This is a genomic window from Bacteroides ilei, from assembly GCF_900128495.1.
GTDB classification, from domain to species: Bacteria; Bacteroidota; Bacteroidia; order Bacteroidales; family Bacteroidaceae; genus Phocaeicola; species Phocaeicola ilei.
In genome coordinates, this window is the sequence record NZ_LT635801.1 from 1,397,473 (window position 1) to 1,417,969 (window position 20,497).

Annotated in this window: 15 protein-coding genes and 3 pseudogenes; 9 read left to right on the forward strand and 9 right to left on the reverse strand. The window is 49.9% G+C overall.

Annotated elements, in window-relative coordinates:
- Positions 1–6 precede the first annotated feature (6 nt).
- Positions 7–1,353: a WG repeat-containing protein gene (locus BQ7489_RS06080; protein WP_007219411.1), complete on the forward strand. Its 1,347-nt coding sequence runs from the start codon at positions 7–9 to the stop codon at positions 1,351–1,353.
- A 204-nt stretch (positions 1,354–1,557) separates the two neighbouring features.
- On the opposite strand, the pseudogene BQ7489_RS17745 reads toward BQ7489_RS06080, so the two are convergent.
- The 4 genes and pseudogenes from BQ7489_RS17745 to BQ7489_RS06100 all read right to left on the reverse strand — a co-directional run.
- Positions 1,558–1,821 (reverse strand): annotated as a pseudogene (locus BQ7489_RS17745) (hypothetical protein); the annotation flags it as partial.
- Between the two features lie 370 nt (positions 1,822–2,191).
- Positions 2,192–2,653 (reverse strand): discoidin domain-containing protein, encoded by a 462-nt coding sequence (locus BQ7489_RS06090; RefSeq protein WP_080707532.1) that lies wholly within the window; start codon positions 2,651–2,653, stop codon positions 2,192–2,194.
- Entirely contained in the window at positions 2,654–3,634 is a 981-nt protein-coding gene (locus tag BQ7489_RS06095) for an IS30-like element IS4351 family transposase (protein WP_005794072.1), read from the reverse strand.
- 162 nt (positions 3,635–3,796) lie between these two features.
- On the reverse strand, positions 3,797–5,674 hold the full coding sequence (locus BQ7489_RS06100) for a beta-N-acetylhexosaminidase (protein ID WP_007219408.1): 1,878 nt from the start codon (positions 5,672–5,674) through the stop codon (positions 3,797–3,799).
- Between the two features lie 222 nt (positions 5,675–5,896).
- Between BQ7489_RS06100 and BQ7489_RS17385 the strand changes: the two are divergent.
- A pseudogene (locus BQ7489_RS17385) lies at positions 5,897–6,068 on the forward strand (alpha/beta hydrolase); the annotation flags it as partial.
- 54 nt (positions 6,069–6,122) lie between these two features.
- Here the strand turns inward: BQ7489_RS17385 and BQ7489_RS17750 are convergent.
- Entirely contained in the window at positions 6,123–6,761 is a 639-nt protein-coding gene (locus tag BQ7489_RS17750) for a hypothetical protein (RefSeq protein ID WP_007219406.1), read from the reverse strand.
- Between the two features lie 13 nt (positions 6,762–6,774).
- Positions 6,775–7,356 carry a hypothetical protein gene (locus BQ7489_RS06110; RefSeq protein WP_007219405.1) on the reverse strand — a complete coding sequence of 194 codons (582 nt, stop codon included), beginning with the start codon at positions 7,354–7,356 and terminating at the stop codon, positions 6,775–6,777.
- A 470-nt stretch (positions 7,357–7,826) separates the two neighbouring features.
- Between BQ7489_RS06110 and BQ7489_RS06120 the strand changes: the two genes are divergently transcribed.
- The 7 genes from BQ7489_RS06120 to BQ7489_RS06155 all read left to right on the forward strand — a co-directional run bounded on the left by BQ7489_RS06120 (position 7,827) and on the right by BQ7489_RS06155 (position 16,898).
- The gene (locus BQ7489_RS06120; protein WP_004294378.1) at positions 7,827–8,486 is read left to right on the forward strand and encodes a recombinase family protein; all 660 of its coding nucleotides are present in this window, start codon (positions 7,827–7,829) and stop codon (positions 8,484–8,486) included.
- Between the two features lie 373 nt (positions 8,487–8,859).
- Positions 8,860–10,098, forward strand: coding sequence for a DUF3575 domain-containing protein (locus BQ7489_RS06130; RefSeq protein WP_317042549.1), 1,239 nt, complete (start codon positions 8,860–8,862; stop codon positions 10,096–10,098).
- Positions 10,095–11,123, forward strand: a complete 1,029-nt coding sequence (locus BQ7489_RS06135) for a DUF5119 domain-containing protein (RefSeq protein WP_004294376.1) — start codon at positions 10,095–10,097, stop codon at positions 11,121–11,123. The genes BQ7489_RS06130 and BQ7489_RS06135 overlap by 4 nt, the downstream gene beginning before the upstream one ends.
- Positions 11,124–11,179: 56 nt before the next feature.
- Complete coding sequence (locus BQ7489_RS06140) at positions 11,180–12,208, forward strand: fimbrillin family protein (RefSeq protein WP_004294375.1); 1,029 nt, start codon at positions 11,180–11,182, stop codon at positions 12,206–12,208.
- A 137-nt stretch (positions 12,209–12,345) separates the two neighbouring features.
- Positions 12,346–13,314 (forward strand): fimbrillin family protein, encoded by a 969-nt coding sequence (locus tag BQ7489_RS06145; protein ID WP_071148892.1) that lies wholly within the window; start codon positions 12,346–12,348, stop codon positions 13,312–13,314.
- Positions 13,315–13,360: 46 nt separating this feature from the next.
- The gene (locus BQ7489_RS06150; RefSeq protein WP_007219403.1) at positions 13,361–14,500 is read left to right on the forward strand and encodes a fimbrillin family protein; all 1,140 of its coding nucleotides are present in this window, start codon (positions 13,361–13,363) and stop codon (positions 14,498–14,500) included.
- A 25-nt stretch (positions 14,501–14,525) separates the two neighbouring features.
- Entirely contained in the window at positions 14,526–16,898 is a 2,373-nt protein-coding gene (locus BQ7489_RS06155; protein ID WP_071148893.1) for a DUF4906 domain-containing protein, read from the forward strand.
- 391 nt (positions 16,899–17,289) lie between these two features.
- Here BQ7489_RS06155 and BQ7489_RS06160 read toward each other — a convergent pair whose 3' ends face one another.
- The 3 genes and pseudogenes from BQ7489_RS06160 to BQ7489_RS06165 form a co-directional block, all read right to left on the reverse strand.
- Positions 17,290–18,420, reverse strand: coding sequence for an acyltransferase family protein (locus BQ7489_RS06160; protein ID WP_007219402.1), 1,131 nt, complete (start codon positions 18,418–18,420; stop codon positions 17,290–17,292).
- Between the two features lie 103 nt (positions 18,421–18,523).
- Positions 18,524–18,660 (reverse strand): annotated as a pseudogene (locus BQ7489_RS17995) (IS982 family transposase); the annotation flags it as partial.
- A 361-nt stretch (positions 18,661–19,021) separates the two neighbouring features.
- Positions 19,022–20,476 carry an OmpA family protein gene (locus BQ7489_RS06165; RefSeq protein WP_004294370.1) on the reverse strand — a complete coding sequence of 485 codons (1,455 nt, stop codon included), beginning with the start codon at positions 20,474–20,476 and terminating at the stop codon, positions 19,022–19,024.
- Between the last annotated feature and the right edge of the window lie 21 nt (positions 20,477–20,497).

Genomic DNA, 20,497 nt, shown 5'->3' on the forward strand with positions numbered 1-20,497 from the left:
AGAAGTATGCTCAAACATTTATTCTTGGCTGTTCCGCTTATGCTCATAGTGTCATGTAACAGTCAACCACCATCTACCCTTATACCGCACCGTTGCGAAAACGGGAAATTCGGCTATGTCGATGAAAAAGGCAAGGAATGGATAGAAGGCAAATACGATTATGCCGAAGAATTTTCCGAAGATTTGGCAGTAGTGCAAGTGGGCAGGTACTTTGGGTACATAGACCGTAAAGGAGAAATCGTCATCCCGCTGCAATATACTCAGGCTGCTTACTTCCACCAAGGCAGGGCATTGGTGGCAAAAGAGGAGCTGTATGGTTTCATCGACAAGGAAAACCGGGAAATCATTCCCTGCATTTATGAACGTATCACGCCGTTTGCCTCACACGAAGCCTATGCGGTAAAGAACGGAAAGACAGGCATCATCGATACGGAGGGTAAAGTGCTCGTGCCGTTTGAATACGATAAAATAGAACAACTGAAAAGCGGGCTATTCGTTGTTAACCAAGCCGGCAGGGAGGGTTTCCTCAATGCGCAGAAACAAATGATTCTGCCCTGCCAATACGGTTACTATACCATAGAGGATAAAGAAGGCAAGCCCCTGATAGTGCTGCGCACGAAAGACGACACTCCCTATTACCGCATCTCGTATAATTCCAGATACGGTCTGATGGACTTTGAAGGCAATGTACTGGCACCATGCAAATACGAGAAAATAGGTGCGTTTGCAGACGGAAACCTTGCCCATGTCATTCTCAACGACAAGGTTGGCTACATTGACTCGAACGGAAAAGAGGTCATTCCGCCCATATACGACTATTCGAGAACACTGCCGGGAAACAGGTATGCGCTTTATAAAGACGGTCTTTGTTATCTGGTGGATAACCGGACAGGCAAGCAAGTCACATCCCAAGTTTATAACAAAATAGAGCAATATAGGGACAACCTGCTCAAAGTTTCCCTTGATGGGAAATATGGCATGATAGACCCGGACGGAAATATTGTGCTCGAGCCAATCTATGATGAAATGTATGTATATGACGATTGGCTGAAACTTTATATCAAAGGAAGCGGAAAGGATGGTTTTGCCGGACGTGCTACCGTAGAAGAAGCCAAGTTGGTTATTCCTTGTGACAGATATGTCCGCATTGAAAGCTTCAACTTGGGTGGCGGCCAGTATGCCGAAGCGGTCAAAGCTGTCGCCAAATACACGTACCGGAACGGTGTTGTCAACCGGCAGGGGAAAGAGGTTGTCCCCTGCCAATATGCCCACATTTACATGATAGAAAACGGAAAATGTCTTGTCATGGAGTCTGGTACTAACCAACGAAAGTGGGTAAAATTGAATGAATAGTAACATTAAAGTATACACAATTATAATAAAAATCATAGAATAAAAAATAATTCGGCTGAATATAAGAGGAATAGAGTACCGGCTTAAACAAGGAAGCTGCCGACATAGAAAGACAACCGGAGAAATGACCGTGCAGAATAAAGTCTCCGAAACCTGTTTTACAGGATCGGAGACTTGTACTGCAAGACAATCCTCTGCCGGGGATTAGCGTTTGCCATGTGTATGTCTGCAAAAATAGTTTTGCAGGGATTGGTAACGGTTCGGAATGACCGCATTCTCATTGAAACCGTTCAGGCAATGAAGCAATGCTTTTTCGAGCGTGATGTATCGGCGACTGAAAGTCTGTACATTATCCAAGCAACAGGCTTCCAAAGCGTATTTGAACGGTGCAAGATTTTCAGGTTCTTTCCGAATCCGTACATGCCACAGGAAGAACAACTGAAGCGTGAAACTGTCGGATTTACCTGCTGTACCTTTGCATGGAAAAATCCAGCCGGAAGGGAGTATCAGAAACGAGATAAGGGAAAGAATAAGATAAGATACAACAGTGAAATAAAGGGGAAAGCCCGATGATATAAAGGATACGGACAACGGCTAAAACAGAAAATTGTCTCGTGGAAACAGATGATATAGAAAGCCCCTCGAATCAACAGAACTGCACTCCAAAAGTTTTTGTCTAACTTTCGGGGTGCAGTTTACTCGGGGCCATGACAAGGCTCTTAATAATAAGGCATTAACTTACTGTTTATAAGCTCATCCTTATGAAATTTGACTTTTGAGTTACCCCTTTTATGTAATGATACGGTCGATGGCTTATTCCGGTGATCGTCTGTTAAATTTAGTCGATAGTAATCTCATCAAGGAATAGATAAGTTCGTTTACCTGCACCCGGATGCCATTTCGGAAGTACCGGAGTGTTTTTTCCGATAATGCGTACATAGCGTGCTTTGGTCTTTCCGAAACTTACCGTATCACGTTTCAGTACATTGTTCTTGCTGCCTTTTTCCAGTACCGGTATGGTCTTCGAGGCAATCTTGCTGTATGCGCTTCCGTCGTTAGAACCATATATTTCCAAACCGGTCAGACCGAAGATATAGTCTCCCGGAACAAGGTATGTGCCGAGTGAGACCGAAGATATTTCTTTCGTTTCCTGCAAGTCGATAATTGCATCGAAGTTCTGTCCGTAAAGACCGATATAGCGTCCCGAACGATAATTATCGTCACCCTGCAAGCCGTCTACCAGCAAGTTTGCTCCCTGATAGGTATATTTTTCGTCGGGTTCGCATTTCAGGGGCTGAATTCAACTTGCAAATGCAACAGAATTCTGATTAATAATTTGTTTAAATTTTTCGTTTGGCGTGAGGTATCCAAGTCTTTTACGAGGTCGATTATTGAGTTTATTTTCAATCCACTTAATCTGTTTGTTGGTTACTTCACTAAAGTCCTTACCCTTTGGGATATACTGCCTGATAAGCCCGTTGGTGTTTTCATTGGCACCACGTTCCCATGAGTGGTATGGTTTGCAAAAATAGAATTTTATTTCCAATTTTTGCGCAATTTCCTCGTGCTTTGCAAACTCCTTTCCATTGTCAGCCGTAATTGTGTGTATTAAGTTTTTCACTTTCCGCAGTGCCCATACTGCAATCTTAGCTACCGGGATGGCTTCTTTTCCCGACAACTTGCGTATCCAGACCCTGCTTGTTGCTCTGTCGTTAATGGTAAGAATGGCACCTTTGTGGTTCTTACCAATAATTGTATCTATCTCTAAATCACCAAATCTCTCCTTCAGTTCCACTATCTCGGGACGCTCATCAATATCCACCCTGCCTGGGATAAATCCTCGCCCTGCATTTTTAGAACCACGTTTGGCATACCTGCGACCTTGTCTGCGAAGATATTTGTGCAGTTTGCCACCCCGCCGCTTATCCTCCCAAATCCAGCGATATATCGTTTCGTGAGATACCATCGCAATTCCCTCCAAGCGGCTCCTGCCGACAATCTGCTCCGGGCTGAATCCTTTCTTCAACAGCTTTATTATCCGTTTTCTCATTGCCGGTGTAAGCACTTCCTTGCGATGTTTTTGCTGCTTGCGCCTGTCTGCTTTTCGCTGGGCAAGCTCCATGCTATAGCTACCACTTCGGGCGTCGCAATTGCGCTTTATCTCCCTGTAAACAGTGCTTTTATCTACTCCGATAGCTTCCGCTATTGCTTTTTTGCTCATCGGTATTTGCAACATCATAGAAATTGCATACCTTTGTTCCTCGGTTATATGTTTGCTCATCTGCAACTTTTTTTTCTTTGGACGGACAATTAAAGCAAAGATAGCAAACTTTATCCATTCAGAGTGAGAGAAAGGGGGACATTGTCTCTCTTTCCTCTCTGAAAAATAAATGTTTTTATTGCTTATTATCCGCACCCAAAAAGTTGCATTTATAAGTTGAACTCAAGGGGTGATGGAATGCATGGTAGCCAGATTATACGTCAGAGTTTCTTCGGTTACATTGCTTTCACGCCCGTTGCGGATAGCTCGTGCCTTGATGGTCGTTGTCCGATTTATCATGAATGGTTCCGTATACCGGAGCGATTCGCTTGTCGGCTCGGAACCGTCCAGTGTGTAGTAGACCGATGCATTGTCGAATGTATTCAGTTCGACAACCGCAATGCCGTCCTGTCCTTTAGGCTTGACACTTATTGTCACATCCTCTATGTCTTCTTTGTAATGATAGCCGTACAATTCGTATAAATCCATCTGGTGACGGAGGCGTTTCAGAAATCCGTTCAAGTCCTTCCTTTCCGGATTGCACCACTGCAACTCACTCAGCGCGGCGATACGCGGCATCATCTGCCATTCCATTTTCACGCTGTCCTTTGTCCATTCCGTCCAGATGCATCCTTGCACTCCGATGATATTCTTCTTTTCTTCCGGGGTCAGCTTCTCCGACTGAGGCTCGAACATATATACGCGTTCTACGCTGCTGATGCCTTTCAGGCGGTTATAACCCGGATTGCTGAAATACAGGTGGCTGATTGGGCAGACGATAGTGGAATGTCCCAGTTGTGCGGCTTTGACGGATGCCTTTATGCCTGTCCATGCCATGACGGTCGTGGTTTCCGGATTAGGATTGCCTTCCAGAATCTCATCCCATGCCAGCATTTTCTTGCCTCGTTTGGCAATTTCCTTTTCCACTTCGTTCATGAAGTACACCTGAAGCTGGTTCTCCTTGCTGTGTTCTTCAGTGTCGTGCAGTCCCAGTTCCTTAATCTTGGCCTGACATTTCGGACATTTCATCCATTCCGCTTTCGGGCATTCATCTCCTCCGATGTGAATATAAGGTGCATCCGGGAATATATCCATCAGTTCGTTTACCACGTCTTTGGCAAATTGCAGTGTTTGAGGGTTTCCTCCGCAAAGCACTTCCTTGAAAACACCGAATTTTGTAGCCGTTTCATACGGACCGCCTGTACATCCCAGTTCCGGATAAGAAGCCAGTGCTGCCAACATATGTCCCGGCATGTCTATTTCCGGAATGACCGTAATGAAACGTTCTGCCGCGTATGCTACAATTTCTTTGGCGTCTTCCTGTGTGTAGTAACCACTGACCGGTGTACCGTCGAATTTCCCGGACCCCGGCGCAGTAATTGTTTCCTTACGGTAAGAGCCGACTTCAGTCAGTTTTGGATATTTCTTGATTTCAATACGCCAGCCTTGGTCTTCGGTCAGATGCCAGTGGAAGTAGTTGATGTTGTGCAGTGCCATGACATCTATCAGCTCCTTTAGGTATTCCTTCGGGAAGAAATGACGGCCTACATCTATCATAAAGCCGCGATAGTTGTACTGCGGAAAGTCTTTCACTGTTCCTGCGGGCAGTGAGGCAAGCGCCTTTCCATCCGTTATGGGGAGTGCCTTGTGTATGGTCTGGCAGCCATAGAAGACACCTGCTTCTGTAGCACCTGTCAAGGTGATGACATCGACCGAAACATTCAGTTCGTAGCCTTCTTTGTGTGTAATGGACGGATCGACCTTTAGGATAATACAGTTCTTTCCAGCCTTAGTTCCTATTTTGACTTCCGTTCCTGTCACTTCCTTGATATAACCTGCAAGCATACGGGCTGTGCCTGCCAGTTTCTCGTTGCCCTCTTCGTAACAAATTGTGGTGGAAGAGTTGATGACAAAGGGTGCCGCCGACGGGGTTTCTACAATTTCCTGCGGCAACGGGATGACATTCAGGTTTCCGGTCTGAATGTCTTGTGTTCCACATGCCATCAGACTTCCTGCGGCTAAAAGGTAAATAGCCCATATTTTTACTGAGTTCTTTTTCATGGTAAAGTCTATTTAATAATTTGTCACAAAAATAACAATTTACGTTTATTTCATTCTTCAACTTTACATAAATATTAATCCAGTATTAATAATTATGATCTCTGCAGGTGCTTTATTAAGGTAGGACCAATTAAAATCTGGGCAAAATGTATGGATAGGTGGCGGCATTATCTTCTGCCCGGTGTGGAAATCGGTGAAGGTAAGACTATCGGGGATGCACGGGAGAAGACGCATTCACGTTATTTCAGGGAAAACACCTTCAAGCGCCTGAAAGGCGGCAACAAGGAGCTGCTGATCGTATCCGGCGCACCATACCGACTTGTACTACAACCTAAGCGTGATTCCTTTCGACAAGATAGAAACGTTCTTCCGAAAGGCTTTCAATGCGGAATAGCTTGTTAAATAGCTTTAATAGCCCATTTGCCTCTCAGGCTTTTGGGCTATTATTCTATTTCATACGGTACTGCCAAAGGAAGACGAGCAATAAGGTCGTTATTTCAGTAAGCGGCATGGAAAGCCAGATTCCCTTTACTCCCAGCCATCCGGGAAGCAGGAGGAAGGCAGGAACGAGCAATCCCAGTCCGTGTAAAAACACCAATGCTGTATAGCTTATTTCAACCTTGAACTGCTCCGAGTACAGACGGGTATTGAAGTAACCCGTGGCCAACATGCCTTGCTCGGCGAAACGCACGGCTTCCTCCTTGTATTTTTTCATGGCAGATGCCACAGAGATTTCATCACGGTTATCCCCTACAAACGATGCAGACAGGACTCTGTTTCTGTAACACAGTTTGAATGTTCCGATTTCCTCCTGCACCACGGGCAGGTCGATAGCCTCGTATTCCTCTTTCGTGACCGTGACGAATTGCGTATGCTCTTGGTCGAGATAGAGGCGGAAAGCGGGTTTTACCCGCTCCCGCTTCTCTTCATATTCCGCCTGTTCCCGCGCACTCATACAGTTATATACGTGTCGGGAAACTCTCCGCACCGCATTGACAAAAGTCTGACTTTTGCATACTCCGAGATGTCGGGCAAAGTCGGGCACTGTCCCGATGAAACCGTACTCTTTCCAATGATAGGTTTTCATGTCGTCTCGAATTTTATTCCACAATTTCGTACTTGACCACGCTGCAATAAACCTGCTCATTTTTTTCCTTCCATTGCTCCATGATACGCTCCACATCCGTTTCGGAGGTTACGGGTTGCCCGAAGATTTCTTCCAGCCACTCGAACATGGCTTCCCGATTGGTAAAGTATTCGCTATAATACTCATCTTCGAGAGTATATACCTCGGCACGGAACTTGTCTGGGAAATATCTGCTTTCGCTGTCATTGGTCTCGTAAATGCCCATGCCCGGCTCTTCCGTCTGGTAATAGTAACGGAGCGACGGGAATTTCTCGCATACGAGGTCGAGTGTCTCATTGCACGGTCCCCATGCCGTCTCTGTCGTAAAGCGGAGGGTTTCGTCCTCTATTTCGAGGTTCGCCCAGTCTCCCCGACAGCTCACCTTGTTCCAGTCTTCGCCCAAGGCATCCACGAGGCAGCCCAGCCACGATGTACCGAAGCCGTTTTCTACGGACGGCTCTTTCCGTTCCTGCAAATTTTTCATCAACTCGTAAAGTTTTTTGATTTCCTGTGCGTCGCCTTCGATGGCATACGCTGTACTGCACCAGTTTGGCATAATCGTAATTTTTTATTGGTTCGTTAAATATTGTTTTTCTTTTCCCTCCTCTCGGAAGCCTTTCGGCTTTCCTTGTCGGGAGAGATTTTACATGCAGGTCAGACAGCGGGGAAAGGACGGGAAGGCAAGCAAACAGCCGGGGATTTCACGGAATACCCAACCCGACAGGCAAAGCATGGCGGGGGACTGAAAGGACATCTCTGATTTGGGAAGGCTTCCGGGCAATCCACGAGCCGTTAGCACGGCGGTGCTTGATGCCGGACGACCGCTGTACCTTTGCATAGGAAAATCCAACCGACAAGGGAGTGCTGACGAAAAGAGAAGAGGAAAGAAATAACGGAAAGATATTAAAACAGGTGTAAAATAAGATGTTATATCTACAATTACGCACAAAATCCTTTCATTTCGAACCATCATGCCTTATTTATATCAGACGGGAGCAATGTCGCTCCCGTAAAATAATTAAGGATATGATAATAGGTTATTTAAGGGTCAGTACGGGCAAACAGAACCCGGCTAATCAACAAGATGAAATCCGGCGTTTCGCCGACAGTAGAAATCTTTCCATTAACCAGTGGGTAACGGAGGTCGCCAGCGGCAAAAAGAAGGGGTGCGACCGTAAATTAGGGGGGCTGATACGGCGCATGAAACATGGCGATACGCTGATTGTAACGGAAGTGTCGCGTCTAAGCCGCACGCTGACGGACCTCATGGCCATCATGGGCAAATGTCTGGAGAAAGGAATCAACCTTTACACCACCAAAGAGGGGTATTCGTTCGACAACTCCATCAATAGCAAGGTACTCTGTTTCGCTTTCGGGCTGGTGGCGGAGATTGAGCGCAACCTGATTTCGATGCGCACCAAGGAGGCGCTTGCCTTGCGGAAAGCCGAGGGTGTCGTTCTCGGCAGGAAAAAAGGCAGTTACACGAAAATGAACGTGTTGATTGAAAACCGGAAGGTCGTCGTCGGCATGTTGAAGCAAGACTGTACGATTACCGATATATGCAGGCGTTTCGACATCTCGCGGGATACGTTCTTGAAATTCCGCAGCCGCTATAAGGAAATAGACAAGGCCATGAAAGAAAAAGAGACAAGACGGAAAGGAAAGTCGCAAAAACGGACGGTATGATTTTACGTTGGTTTAATCGTTCGTTTTCAGCCACAAAGCTACAAAAATAGAAATTATCCACAAAGAAAATCTGCAAGAATTTGCGTTTCAACTCTTTGAGCAGGACAAATTTTCCCGGAGTGTCCGAATAATACGACCTTTTTTCCGATAGCTTTTTTAATGAACGATTTAACCAACAAATAAACCGGCACAACTGACAGTTATCCGGCTGATTATTTGTTGGTTTGGTGCTTTTTATCCTTTTAAAGGGGAAGAACGGCACGGATAAACGTACAGGGAATTGAATAAATAGCTGATATAAATTGGCATAGACGGAATATGACAATGAAACGAATACTATTATTATTTCTTTTATTCTGTGGCGGGTATGTTTATGCGCAGGAGCTGGACTCGGCTTTTATTCTGTGGCGGGTATGTTCATGCGCAGGAGCTGGACTCGGCCCGTATCCATTACCGGCAGGGGCACAGGAACGTGGACGTGCTCTTCCGGGACAACCGCACGGAATTGGAGCGTTTTATCCGCATTCTGCGCGAAGAACACGGGACGGGGCGTCTCGAAAACGTCGTGATACGCTCGTGGGCATCACCCGACGGTGCGAACCGTCTTAACGAGGTGCTGTCGAAGCGCAGGGCCGACTCCCTGAAAGCTTATCTCGTGCGCCATGCCGGAATCCCCGACAGTATCGTCAGTATGCATGGCGAAGGTATCGCGTGGGACATGTTGCGCCGGATGGTCGCTGCCTCAGATATGCTTTATAAAAAAGAGGTACTGCACATCCTCGATCACACGCCGGTATGGGTGTTCGATGAATCCGGACGCGTGGTGGACGGACGAAAGAAACAGCTCATGGAGCTGCGCGGCGGACGGCCTTACGTGTACATGCAGGAGAACTTCTTCCCGGATTTGCGTTCCAGTCTCTCGGTGGCCTGCTACCGGAAATCGGAATCGCCCGTGACTATTTCCCGAAAAGAGGCGGAAGTGAAAGAGCCGGAACCGGCCCTGCAACCCGATAGCGTGGCGGAAACGACCTCCGAGCCAGCAACGGTGCGGCAGGAAGCGACCGTGCAACCGCAAAGACCGACGGTGCAGCGGCTGGCCGTCAAGACCAACCTGCTCTACGACGCGATACTGATGCCCTCGCTCGAAGTCGAATACCGCATTGCCGACCGCTGGACGGTGAACCTCGAAGGCGAGATAGCGTGGTGGAAGAACGATGGCAGGCACAAGTATTACCAAGTGGCCACGATCAGCCCGGAGGGACGCTGGTGGTTCGGGCAGAAGCAAGGCAACCCGTGGCACGGCCACTACCTCGGCGTGTTCGGGGGCTTCACGTGGTACGACCTCGAAAACGGCAAGGAGGGCTATCAGGGCGAGGCCGAAATGGTGGGTGTCAGCTACGGCTACATGTTCCCCATCGGACGGCGGTTCTCCTTAGAGGCCGGTATCGGGGTGGGCTACATGCACAGCAAGTACGAGGAATACCTTCCCATCGACGGACACTACGTGTACCAGCAGACAAACCGGATGAACTACTTCGGCCCGTTGAAACTGAAGTTTGCCCTCGTGTGGCGGTTGTGGGATACCGGTAAAAAGAAAGGAGGCGCACGATGAAAACAACGCTACGATATACCCTCATGGGACTCACGCTCGCCGGATTGACATTCCTTTCCACGAGCTGCCGGAAGGACCTGTGTTACGATCATGACGAACATGGCTTGTCCGTGAAGGTGAATCTCTCTTCCGACTGGGAACAGGAATGGGAACGTGCTTATACCTATGACTGGGAAGAATTGTGGGAAGAGGACTGGAAGCATGACTATGACGATTTGCGCCCTGCTCCGGCCGACGGAATACGCGTCCAAGTCTATACCAGCGACGGACAACGTATGGAGAGCAACCTGCCCGATGAAGGAGGACGGGTTGCCATGCCGGAAGGCACGCACGAGCTGCTGTTCTACAACAATGATACGGAATATATCGTGTTCGACGGTGTGGCCGCCTCGGAATCCGCCACTGCCACCACACGAGGCGTGACCCGGAGTTCTTACCGGGAACTGCACGCGGGGGAACGTACCGTGAACCAGCCCGACATGCTTTACGGGGCATACATGGAAGAATACACGGCGGAAAAGACACTTGTCCCGACGGAGCTGCCGGTTACCTTGCGTCCGTTGGTTTACACCTATATGATACGCTACGAGTTCGAAAGCGGACAACAATACGTGGCCTTGGCACGCGGAGCCTTGGCGGGCATGGCCGAAACGGTCTACCTGAACGACGGGCATACCGGGGAAAACGCGGCCACGGTACTGTTCGACTGTACACTGGAAGATTATGGAGCGGAAGCTCTGGTACAGTCGTTCGGCGTGCCCGACTACCCGGGAGAACATTACGGGCGAGGCGATACGGACGGGCGGCGGTACAGCCTGAACTTGGAGGTGAGAATGGTGAACGGCAAGTTCAAGACCTTCGAGTTCGATGTCACCGACCAAGTAAAAGGTCAACCACGGGGCGGCGTTATCGTCGTGAGCGGGCTGTCGATTTCCGATGACGAGGGTCTGGAAGGCGGAGGCAGCTTTGACGTGGATGTGGACGGCTGGGGAGAATGGGTGGACATACCGCTGCCCCTCGACTGAAACGAATAAAATAACAGGTACTGGAATAACCATTTTTAATTTAATTTTTACATCTTATGAAGAAAAGTTTTTTGATGCTTGGCGTGGCTGTAGCAGCACTGGCAAGCTGTTCGAATGAAGAAGTCGTGGATATGCCGCAGAGCCGGGCAATCCAGTTCGAGACTTTCGTGAACCATTCAACGAGAAGTAGTGTGACCGAAACAACGGAAGAAAATCTTAACAAGTTCTTCGTTTTCGGAAACTATGGAGAGGGCACGTGGACTCCCGTGTATACCAATGTCGAGGTAACAGGAGGAAATGTGGGAGATCAATCAGGTTGGAATCCTGTACAGACCGCTTATTGGCAATCGGGCGAGAAGTATCGTTTCGGAGCTTATTCTGATGGGAATAGCAAAATCGAGAACGAGAACGTGGATTTCATCGAGGGTGAGCAGAAACTGACGTTCACAGATTACACGGCAAACAATGCCAAAGACCTGATCGTGGCCATACCCGATGAAAAGACCGCACAAGCTTCTGATAATACTCCGGTAGGCTTATCTTTCTACCACATGCTGTCTCAGGTGAAGTTCACCTTCACGAACACGGACTCCCATGACTACATCATGAAAATCGAAAACATCAAGGTGAACGCGGTACAAACCGCTACGGGTACAGCGACTTATAAGGTGGAGAAACCGACTATCGCTTGGGAGACTGCAAGTGTCCCAAAGGCGGACTATGATTTCGAAACAATAGAGGATATTGCGGAGCCGGTGAAAGACGATTCTCACTCGACGACCTGCTTCGTCATTCCGCAAGACAACACAGAGTTGTCGGTTAGCTTTACCGCGATATTCTCTGATAAATCAGGGAAAATAGCAGAAAATAATTTCACCGGAAAGTTGAACTATCAAGGAGATAAAGAAGGTACAGAAAAAGGCAAATGGACTCCGGGCTTCAGGTACAACTATACGGTTGAAATCAACGGCAGCAAGATTGACCCGGATTTGAAACAACAGGTAATTGAGTTCAAGGTCGATGCTGTGGAAGACTGGACAGACGTGGACCAAACTCCAGTAACTCCGAATGAGGTCGGAGAATGATTGCTTGCAAATAGCTAAAGACATCACATCAGGTTATGAGGGGTTGAATGTCCCCTCATGGCCACTAACGGGAGTATCACTCCTTAATTTTACGCTGCCGGTAGCATCAGAAATGACCGGATATAAAGAAACAATGTATGATTATGAATAACAACCTATTCAAGACCTTGTTCATACCGGCTGTAGCCTGCCTGCTGGGAGCCTGTACGGAAAGCACGGGTCCGGACATGGAGGCAGGCGATGACAGTCTGGCGATCCGTTTCGCCGGTCCTGCCGTGACACGAGCCGCCATCGACGACGCAGACGACATGCAGACCGACGGGAACTCGTTCAGCGTTTGGGGCAGCTATACCGCCGTGACGGGCGGTACGGCCACGAGCGTGTTTGACGCCGAGAAGGTGACATGCCTTTCCGGCATGTGGGGTTACGAGGGCACGAGATACTGGCTCCCCGGTAACACCTACGACTTCTACGCCCTCTACCCATCCGCGGAGACGCTGGGCGATGCCGTGTCCTCTGTCGCCTGCACGGACGGCACTTTTACCGTCAACGGCTTCGACGCCACGAAAGGGTACGACCTGATGACGGCGAAAAAGACGGGTATTTCCGTCGTGGCAGGCCAGACTCCCGGTGCGGTAGCCCTCAAATTCCAACATCTGCTGGCACGCCTCACCTTCGTGGCACGCAGCGAGGGAGGCAACGCCACGGTACGTTCCATCTCCCTTGAGGGGCTGGCTGTCAAGGGCGACTACGACGACAACGCAGAAACTGCGTGGAACAACACGACAACGGGGAAGGTCAGCGTGAAGAAAGAGACCAACGTAACCCCTGCCGGAAACGCGAACGTGTCGGGCGACCTGCTGCTCATTCCGCAATCGCTTGCGGGCGGGGTGAAGCTGACCGTCATCTACGACACCGATGCCGAGACAGAAAAGTCCGCTTCCTACACCTTGCCTGCCACCACCGTGAGCATGTGGGAGGCGGCGAACCATTACCGTTACTCGTTCACCCTCACCGGCGGAGGCTACATCGTGTTCGACCCGCCCACGGTCAACGCATGGAGCGACGCCATAGGCGGGAACGTAACCATCGACGTGACCCAATAACCTTATTATAAGCTATCTGTAACCTGACGATAAAATGAACATCCAAATGAAGCAACGATACATACTTCCGGCCCTCCTGCTCCTCTGCGCCGCCTGCCAGCAGGAGGAATGGGCGCAGCCCGAAGCCGACAGTTCCGACGCCATCCGCTTTGCCGCCCCGACCATTACCGTGGAGGAACTCACCCGGAGCACGTTCCACGACGCATTTCCTACCGGCGGCACATTCGGTGTATTGGGCTACTGCGTGCCCTACCAGCGCGGTAGCGACACCGAAATGGACTGGGCATCGGGCAGCGCGAACTGGGGCAACAAGAGCGGCAACGCCTTCCCCGACGTGTTCTTCAATCAAGCCGTCACCTACAACGGCTCGGCCTGCACTTATGACTATAATAACAGTGGCGGCCCACGAAAATGGTACAACACGACGCAGAATCAGGAGGCGATCTCCCCCGACAACTACCGGTACACCTTCTTCGCCTATTACCCGATGGACGATTTTACAGTGGAAAGTCCTACCAATGCCACCACACGGGGCGTGCCGAAACTGACGTTCACCATGCCGTTCGCCGAGACGGGCGATGTAGCGACTACCACGTTGGACGACAAGGAGACGCCCGACGCGATGGTCTCCGTCGTCTATAACCACCTGCGCACCACGGGAAACGTGCGCTTCAATTTCAGCCATATCATGACGGGCTTGGGCTTCGCCGTGAACAACTACAATTACGGGGGAGATGATGAAACTGTTACCGTCAAGCGCGTTACCTTGTCGGGCAACTTCACTCGCTCGATTACCATAGATTTCAGCAAGAACACCAACGAAGACGGATTCTACACCTACAGCGGCACCTATCCCGGCACATACGTGATATATAACAACGAGGAAGGGTTTGCAATAGCTCCCAACAGTTCCGTCCCCCTGATAGGCGACAAACACCTGCTTCTGTTGAGCAACGCCACGGACGGCACTTATTTCGGCGAGAACGTGAAGGTCCATGTCGAATACACCTACAGGGGGGAAGCAAAGAACGCCTCTGCCGAACGTCCGACGCAGTTCCAGCCCCGTGCGGGCGTCCGCTATACGGCGCAGCTTAACTTCGTGGGCGAAACCTTCGCGCTGAACTTCATCGCCGCCGAGGACGAGTTCTGGGAAGACGGGGGCGACAGCGACGTCTCAATCCAATAAAGCAACAACTGAAAACAGCATAAAGATGAAAAAGATATTTTATTACTTCCTGCCGGTGGCCGCCATGCTTTTGCCGACAGCCTGCACCACGGAGGAGGACTTTGGCGGCGGTACCGTTCCGCCCGGCGACGGATTCACCATCGAGGCCGTCTGCCAAAACATGCTGCCGCAACAAGTCGTCACCCGCTCGGCCATCGCCAAGGACGACAAGGAGAAGCGTATCAACCAGCTCTACCTGTTCTTCTTCGACGAAAACGACGACTATCTGCAATCGAGCAACACGAAAGTATTCTCGCCGTATATGGCTCCGTCGGCGAATACGAGCAATGTCAGCATTCCTACGGACGTGTTTGTAGATCAAACGCTCGCCCAAAAAACCACCATCTACGCCTTGGCCAACGTGACTCCGGAAGTGGTAGCCGATGCCGACGGTGACGGTTATCCCGACAACTTCCCCCAAGGGGGCAAAGACGGGAAAACTCCCAAGGAGCTGCTCGAAGCGTTCGTGTACGACCCTGCCAATTACACCCCTGATACCCACGATGCCATCACGACCCTGCCCAGCACGGGAATGCCGATGGCAGGCAAAAGCGCGACTACCGTGGACCTCACCAAGAAGGGAAGCCTCACGATGCAACTCAAGGCACTGATGGCCCGTATCGACATCAACATCAGTATCGATTCCGACCACTCGGACGAGAGCGGACAACTGCCCCGTCTCTCCATTGCGGAATGGGGCGTGTACAACATGCCTACCGCCGTGCCCCTGACAGAGCCTGCCGATGGCCAGACCAAGCTGAATACCGATGAACCATACCGCAATGTAGAAAACATACCGAGCGATGCCGTCGTTTACAACCACGGCGGGGCCGCCTCCCTTACCTTCTACATGTTCGAGAACATGATTGCCCCGGACGAAGATCCGGAGAGCTATAAGTATCCGGCCGGAGTGGTAGACGATGTTGACAAACAGCGATGGAAGCCGAAGTTAGTGAATGAAAACAGCAAGGCCACCTATTTCAAGATGAGAGCCTACTACACCACCTATAACGGCGACCCCTCCCTGCCTGCAGGACAGGATAACACCACCATCGAGGCCGAATACACCTTCTATCTCGGAGGTGACCCGGTGAAGGACTTCAAGGTGATACGCAACAGGCACTATGCCAATAACATCGTCATCAGCGGGCTGACCCATGTGGGTAACAACCCGGACCACATCACCTTCGATGCCCGTGTCAACATCACCGAGCAGAACAACCCGTTCTACCTGTCCATGCTGCGCGAACGCGAGCACGATGCCCACTACTGTGTCACGCCTTTGGACGTGTACCTTTTCAAGAAGGAGGCAAATCCGCAGATGACCGTCAGCATAGCCGACCCGGAAAGTCACACTTGGATACGCATGGAACGTGTGCCCGCCGAAAATATGGAGTATGGAACACTCTCTGACGACATGAGTGCAGATACCCATTTGGCGACCGGACAGGCATGGACTGCGGGAAACGGCAAACGCAAATACTTCACCACGGACTTGGTGACCAAAACCCTTGCGAATAATACCGAATATACCATTAAGACGAACCGTGACCGTATTTATTTCTACTTGGACGAAAACCTAAGCACGAAAGACCGCACCGCCACCGTAAACATCTCGTACACCGACGACAAGACGCAAACGCCACGCATCCGTACCATTGAAATCGTACAGCACGGTCTGTTGCCGGTAACCGTGCCGGGAGACGACGACAATCCCACGCAGCAAATCTATGTAGAAGCCTACGAAGAGTATATTTCCCATTACGACCCCCTGAACGAGTTTGAAGGGAATTATATCTATGACGGATTGGAATGGGGGTTGAATGGAGAATACTTGGGTTGGAATTTGGTCATACAAGGAAAAGATGAAACTTGGTGCAATATCTATTACAACGGGGCTGAAGCTACCCAGCATATTATTTCGAAAGCAGGACAATCAACAATGAACCTGAACGAAAAGCCCCGTTCTGCTGCGGAGTATTGCTACAACAAGAACAAGCGCAATGACAACGGAGTCGTACAGGGCATGACCAATTCTTCCGGTTGGTTCTTGCCCGGCATTCGCCAATTAGAGGCCATACTAACCTCCTATTACAATACATATCCGGAGTTTCAAAACAATTTTTATTGGTCATCGGCGGCGGGGAAAAGACGGGTTGGTATTTGGCCATATGATTACTATGAGGACAACAGTTATGCCCGTGCCACCAAGGCCCTGCCAGACGGTGGTTATGCAGAAAGTGACTGGGACGATACGTACACGAGTGAGAACGGCACCACCGGCAAAGCCCCCCGTACCGGCACCTACCTCCGCATCCGTGCGGCCTATGTACCGCCCAGCGGCGTTACCATCGAATGACAACCGCCGGCTTTAAGGCCGACTTTACTCGCTGCCCGTCTGTAGGAAACCCCTTTACAGGCGGGCAGTGCTGTTTTTATTCCCCCGGTATGTCTTTGGCCTGTACAACCGACATGCACACGCACGTTTTATACGTCGGTCGGGATAGAAAAAGGTGTGACAATATCGAAAGAACCTATTCAACAAAAAGAGGTTTGCAGCCACCCCAAAAGCCCCTCGAACCTATGGCAAGCAAAGGCATCAAGGGGCTTTTCTTCTATCAGCGAAACGGTAATAGACATTTGGGTACGCGTTATCCGATTGTGTCGTCCGCGAAACACCATCGGCGCCGGAACTTTATCTGTCATCCGATAGAAATACGATAATAAATGTAGGATTTCTTTACCGCTTTTTATTTCTTCTTCAAGAAACGTTCCGTGAGCCATTTGCGCACCGGGAGATCATAGCACTTCAGGCAGGCATAGGCAAGAGCGAAAGCCCCCATGAAAGTGAGCAGCATGTAAGGAAGCCCTTCGGCAAGCGTCGCCTGACGGTTGAACGCCCATGCCGTATAAATATAGACCAACGGATAGTGGGTGATATAGACGGGATAGGATATGTCGCCCAAAAACTTGCATACGGCAGCGGAGCGTTTGCCCGTTATCCTGCCTCCCGCCCCCATCGAGACGATGACCGGGAAAATGCAGATGATGCAGAAAGCCTCGTAAAGCCCGTTCATCCAATAACCCTCCTCCCCGCCGATACGAGGCACGGAAAGCACGACGATTATCATCAGGCTGCACCACCGGAAAGCGTTCTTGCGGGTGCGTATCAGCCAGCCGAGCCGAGACAAGAGCAACCCGCCGAAGAAGGGATACATCAGCCGGATCAGTCCCACGTACTGCTGTTCCCAGTTCAAAGCCCATCCGCCCACGATGTCACCGGCAGGCGCTGTGAGGCAACGGTGTACCGTAAAGCACGCTGCTATCGCCACGAGGACGGTCAGCGCCGTCTTGCTAAACTTGCGGATAAACAAGGCGTACAGTATGTTGCCGATGTATTCGTAATAAAGCGACCATGCCGGTCCGTTCAGCGGATGCATTTCCATCCATCCCCGGATGTCCCATTTTAGAGGCAGAGGCAGCAGTGTACAGCCCAACAGCATGACCAGCAGTACCGTGCCGACGGACACGCCCTCCATTGCCGGATAGCAGGGAGCTTCCTGAAACCAAAAGAGCGCGGCTCCCACAATGCTTCCCATGACCACCATAGGTTGCAGCCGGATAAGACGGCGCTTGAAGAAGGTTCCCGTGCTCATCTTGTTCCAACGGTCATCGTATGCGTAGCCGATGACGAACCCCGAAAGCATGAAGAAGAAATCGACAGCCAGATAGCCATGATTGATAATCTGGTTCAGATGATTGCCGCCGGAATGCGCTTCCAGCAGATGAAAGGCAACTACCATGGCAGCCGCAACACCGCGCAGTCCGTCCAGAATCTCGTAGTGCGGCTTCGAGGTCAGATAAGAGTCTTGCATATTCATTGGCACGTAAAAAATTATGATTCAACATGATGGAATACAAAAGTACAAAAAAAAGGAATAACAAACACTCTTGCAGAAGATTATATCCGTTTATGGAATTAAAGTCACTCATACGATTAGGCTTGTTACGATGACAAGTATTCTTGTCTTCAAGCATATATTTTTCTTGCTGCAATACAAATTCTTATAAAATTCGTTGATCATAGAATAAATCTCCGTAATTTTATACCCTGAGAATATAGTGATAATCGTTAAATGTAAAAATATGCCAAAATATACTCCGACAATACATTATTGCGGAAAAGGTGAATATAAAGAAGCTATTGGGGCTATTTCCGTAATATTTGAAAACCACCCTTCTCCTCATAACGTGGCAGAATTATGTTATATGCTTGAATAAAGCAAAAACGACCAATTTTACTTTATTAGGTGTAAAATCGGGTGCTTATTTTTTTATTTACCGACAATCAGTGTTTATTGCGGTGCGTTCGGCCACCTAAAGCAATCCGCTCATGCAGGGCGAACAAAAAAAGAGCCGATCTTCGCAGACCGGCTCTCCATAAACGAATAAATTGTTTGCACATCGTATGAACAAAAAGTATTATTTGAAATACAGCATAACCTTTGTATGTCGGTTGGCCTCATTGGGCGTATAATCGGAGATACCGCCTTGGTGAGTTTGGACTATCTTGTCGCCCAGCACTCCTCGTTTGATTAATTCCTCGGCGATATAACCGGCTCTCGATACGCTCAAGGCATTGTTTACGGATACTGTCCCGGTCATGCTGTCAGCCGCACCAATGACGCTTACCGATAACCCGTACTTCTTCGCCACTCTCGCCAGTTCGTCGAGATTGACCAATTGGGAGGGGTCTGTCAGGTGCGACGTGCCGAGTTCGAAGAAAAAGAAGATGGGAGCACCGATGCATTCCCGTCCGGACTGCATCCGAACGGCATAGTCTGCCAAAGTGCTGTCGGGAAGATTCTCGAACTGTCCTGTTCCGAGACCAGGCACGCTATCCGGCCAGTGCTGCAGGCTGTCTGCCCGGCCATTTCCATTCGGGGCTTGTCCTTCCAATGGTGATTTTCCGTTCCAATGCTTGTTCTTCAACCTTGCCCGCAGGGAGTTCAGCCCGCTGTAATTGTTCCTCGGATAACCTTTGCGCTCGATAGCATCGTCATCATCGAAGAAATGGCTGTACGTGTCGAGCAATCCTTCGATTTCCAGTATCTTCTTCAGCTCGGCCAGCGTCCGGCTATCCTTGTCATGCTGTCCCGCGTAGCGGCTGTTCTGTTCCGACAGTACATTGATATAATCGACGAGCTGCCGATCGCGGCGGATATAGGGGCTTGGGTCTATGGCCCGTTTCCAGCCGACCTTGCCGATATGGAAAGAGAATCCGGCAGTGAGTGAAAGCATGTGGTCGCCTAACCGATTCGCCTTGCCATACCCGTCGAAGTCTTGGAAGGTGGTCGTACCGGAGAGTTCCATGAGGGCGCTTACCCTTTTGGAAATGCGATACTGCCCTTGTATGCCGTAGGAGATTGCAAACGGGTTATGCCCGTTGGTCGCATGGTGCAGCAGTCCGATACCCGCAAAGGGTGCCAGATGCCAGCGCACCAGTTTCTGCCGGACATAGCTGCCGCCAAGCACATTCCACAGCAGATCCGCATGGAGATAATGGTACTCCTGCACGGCCAGCGTGCCGTCCTTGAACTGCAACCCGTTGTAATTTATGCGTGCACCTACCCACGGGGTAAACCACTTGCCGAGGGCAAGGCTGTACGAGGGTTTCAACCTCCCGAACAGGTCTTCGCAACCGAGCGGCGTGCCGAGAAAAGCTGTCGCACCTCCGGCGATACTGACAAACCAATTGCCGTTTCCCCGTGCCGGAACGACCACTCCGTCAAGGTATAAGGGCTGTAACGGCTGCAGCAGTTCTGTGTCATCGTAACGGTACGTGCGGTGTACAGTATCCCTTTCCGTGGGTTGTACATCCGCACGGGCTTGCAGCGAACAAAGCGCCGCAATAATGAAAATGATATTTTTCGTCATATTCTTATATCCTTAATTTGT

Excerpts from the sequence above, each read along its gene's own strand:
- BQ7489_RS06080 (WP_007219411.1), top strand. The coding sequence starts at position 7 with ATGCTCAAACATTTATTCTTGGCTGTTCCGCTTATGCTCATAGTGTCA.
- BQ7489_RS06095 (WP_005794072.1), bottom strand. The coding sequence starts at position 3,634 with ATGAGCAAACATATAACCGAGGAACAAAGGTATGCAATTTCTATGATG.
- BQ7489_RS06100 (WP_007219408.1), bottom strand. The coding sequence starts at position 5,674 with ATGAAAAAGAACTCAGTAAAAATATGGGCTATTTACCTTTTAGCCGCA.
- BQ7489_RS17750 (WP_007219406.1), bottom strand. The coding sequence starts at position 6,761 with ATGAAAACCTATCATTGGAAAGAGTACGGTTTCATCGGGACAGTGCCC.
- BQ7489_RS06110 (WP_007219405.1), bottom strand. The coding sequence starts at position 7,356 with ATGCCAAACTGGTGCAGTACAGCGTATGCCATCGAAGGCGACGCACAG.
- BQ7489_RS06120 (WP_004294378.1), top strand. The coding sequence starts at position 7,827 with ATGATAATAGGTTATTTAAGGGTCAGTACGGGCAAACAGAACCCGGCT.
- BQ7489_RS06130 (WP_317042549.1), top strand. The coding sequence starts at position 8,860 with ATGCGCAGGAGCTGGACTCGGCTTTTATTCTGTGGCGGGTATGTTCAT.
- BQ7489_RS06135 (WP_004294376.1), top strand. The coding sequence starts at position 10,095 with ATGAAAACAACGCTACGATATACCCTCATGGGACTCACGCTCGCCGGA.
- BQ7489_RS06140 (WP_004294375.1), top strand. The coding sequence starts at position 11,180 with ATGAAGAAAAGTTTTTTGATGCTTGGCGTGGCTGTAGCAGCACTGGCA.
- BQ7489_RS06145 (WP_071148892.1), top strand. The coding sequence starts at position 12,346 with ATGATTATGAATAACAACCTATTCAAGACCTTGTTCATACCGGCTGTA.
- BQ7489_RS06150 (WP_007219403.1), top strand. The coding sequence starts at position 13,361 with ATGAAGCAACGATACATACTTCCGGCCCTCCTGCTCCTCTGCGCCGCC.
- BQ7489_RS06155 (WP_071148893.1), top strand. The coding sequence starts at position 14,526 with ATGAAAAAGATATTTTATTACTTCCTGCCGGTGGCCGCCATGCTTTTG.
- BQ7489_RS06160 (WP_007219402.1), bottom strand. The coding sequence starts at position 18,420 with ATGAATATGCAAGACTCTTATCTGACCTCGAAGCCGCACTACGAGATT.
- BQ7489_RS06165 (WP_004294370.1), bottom strand. The coding sequence starts at position 20,476 with ATGACGAAAAATATCATTTTCATTATTGCGGCGCTTTGTTCGCTGCAA.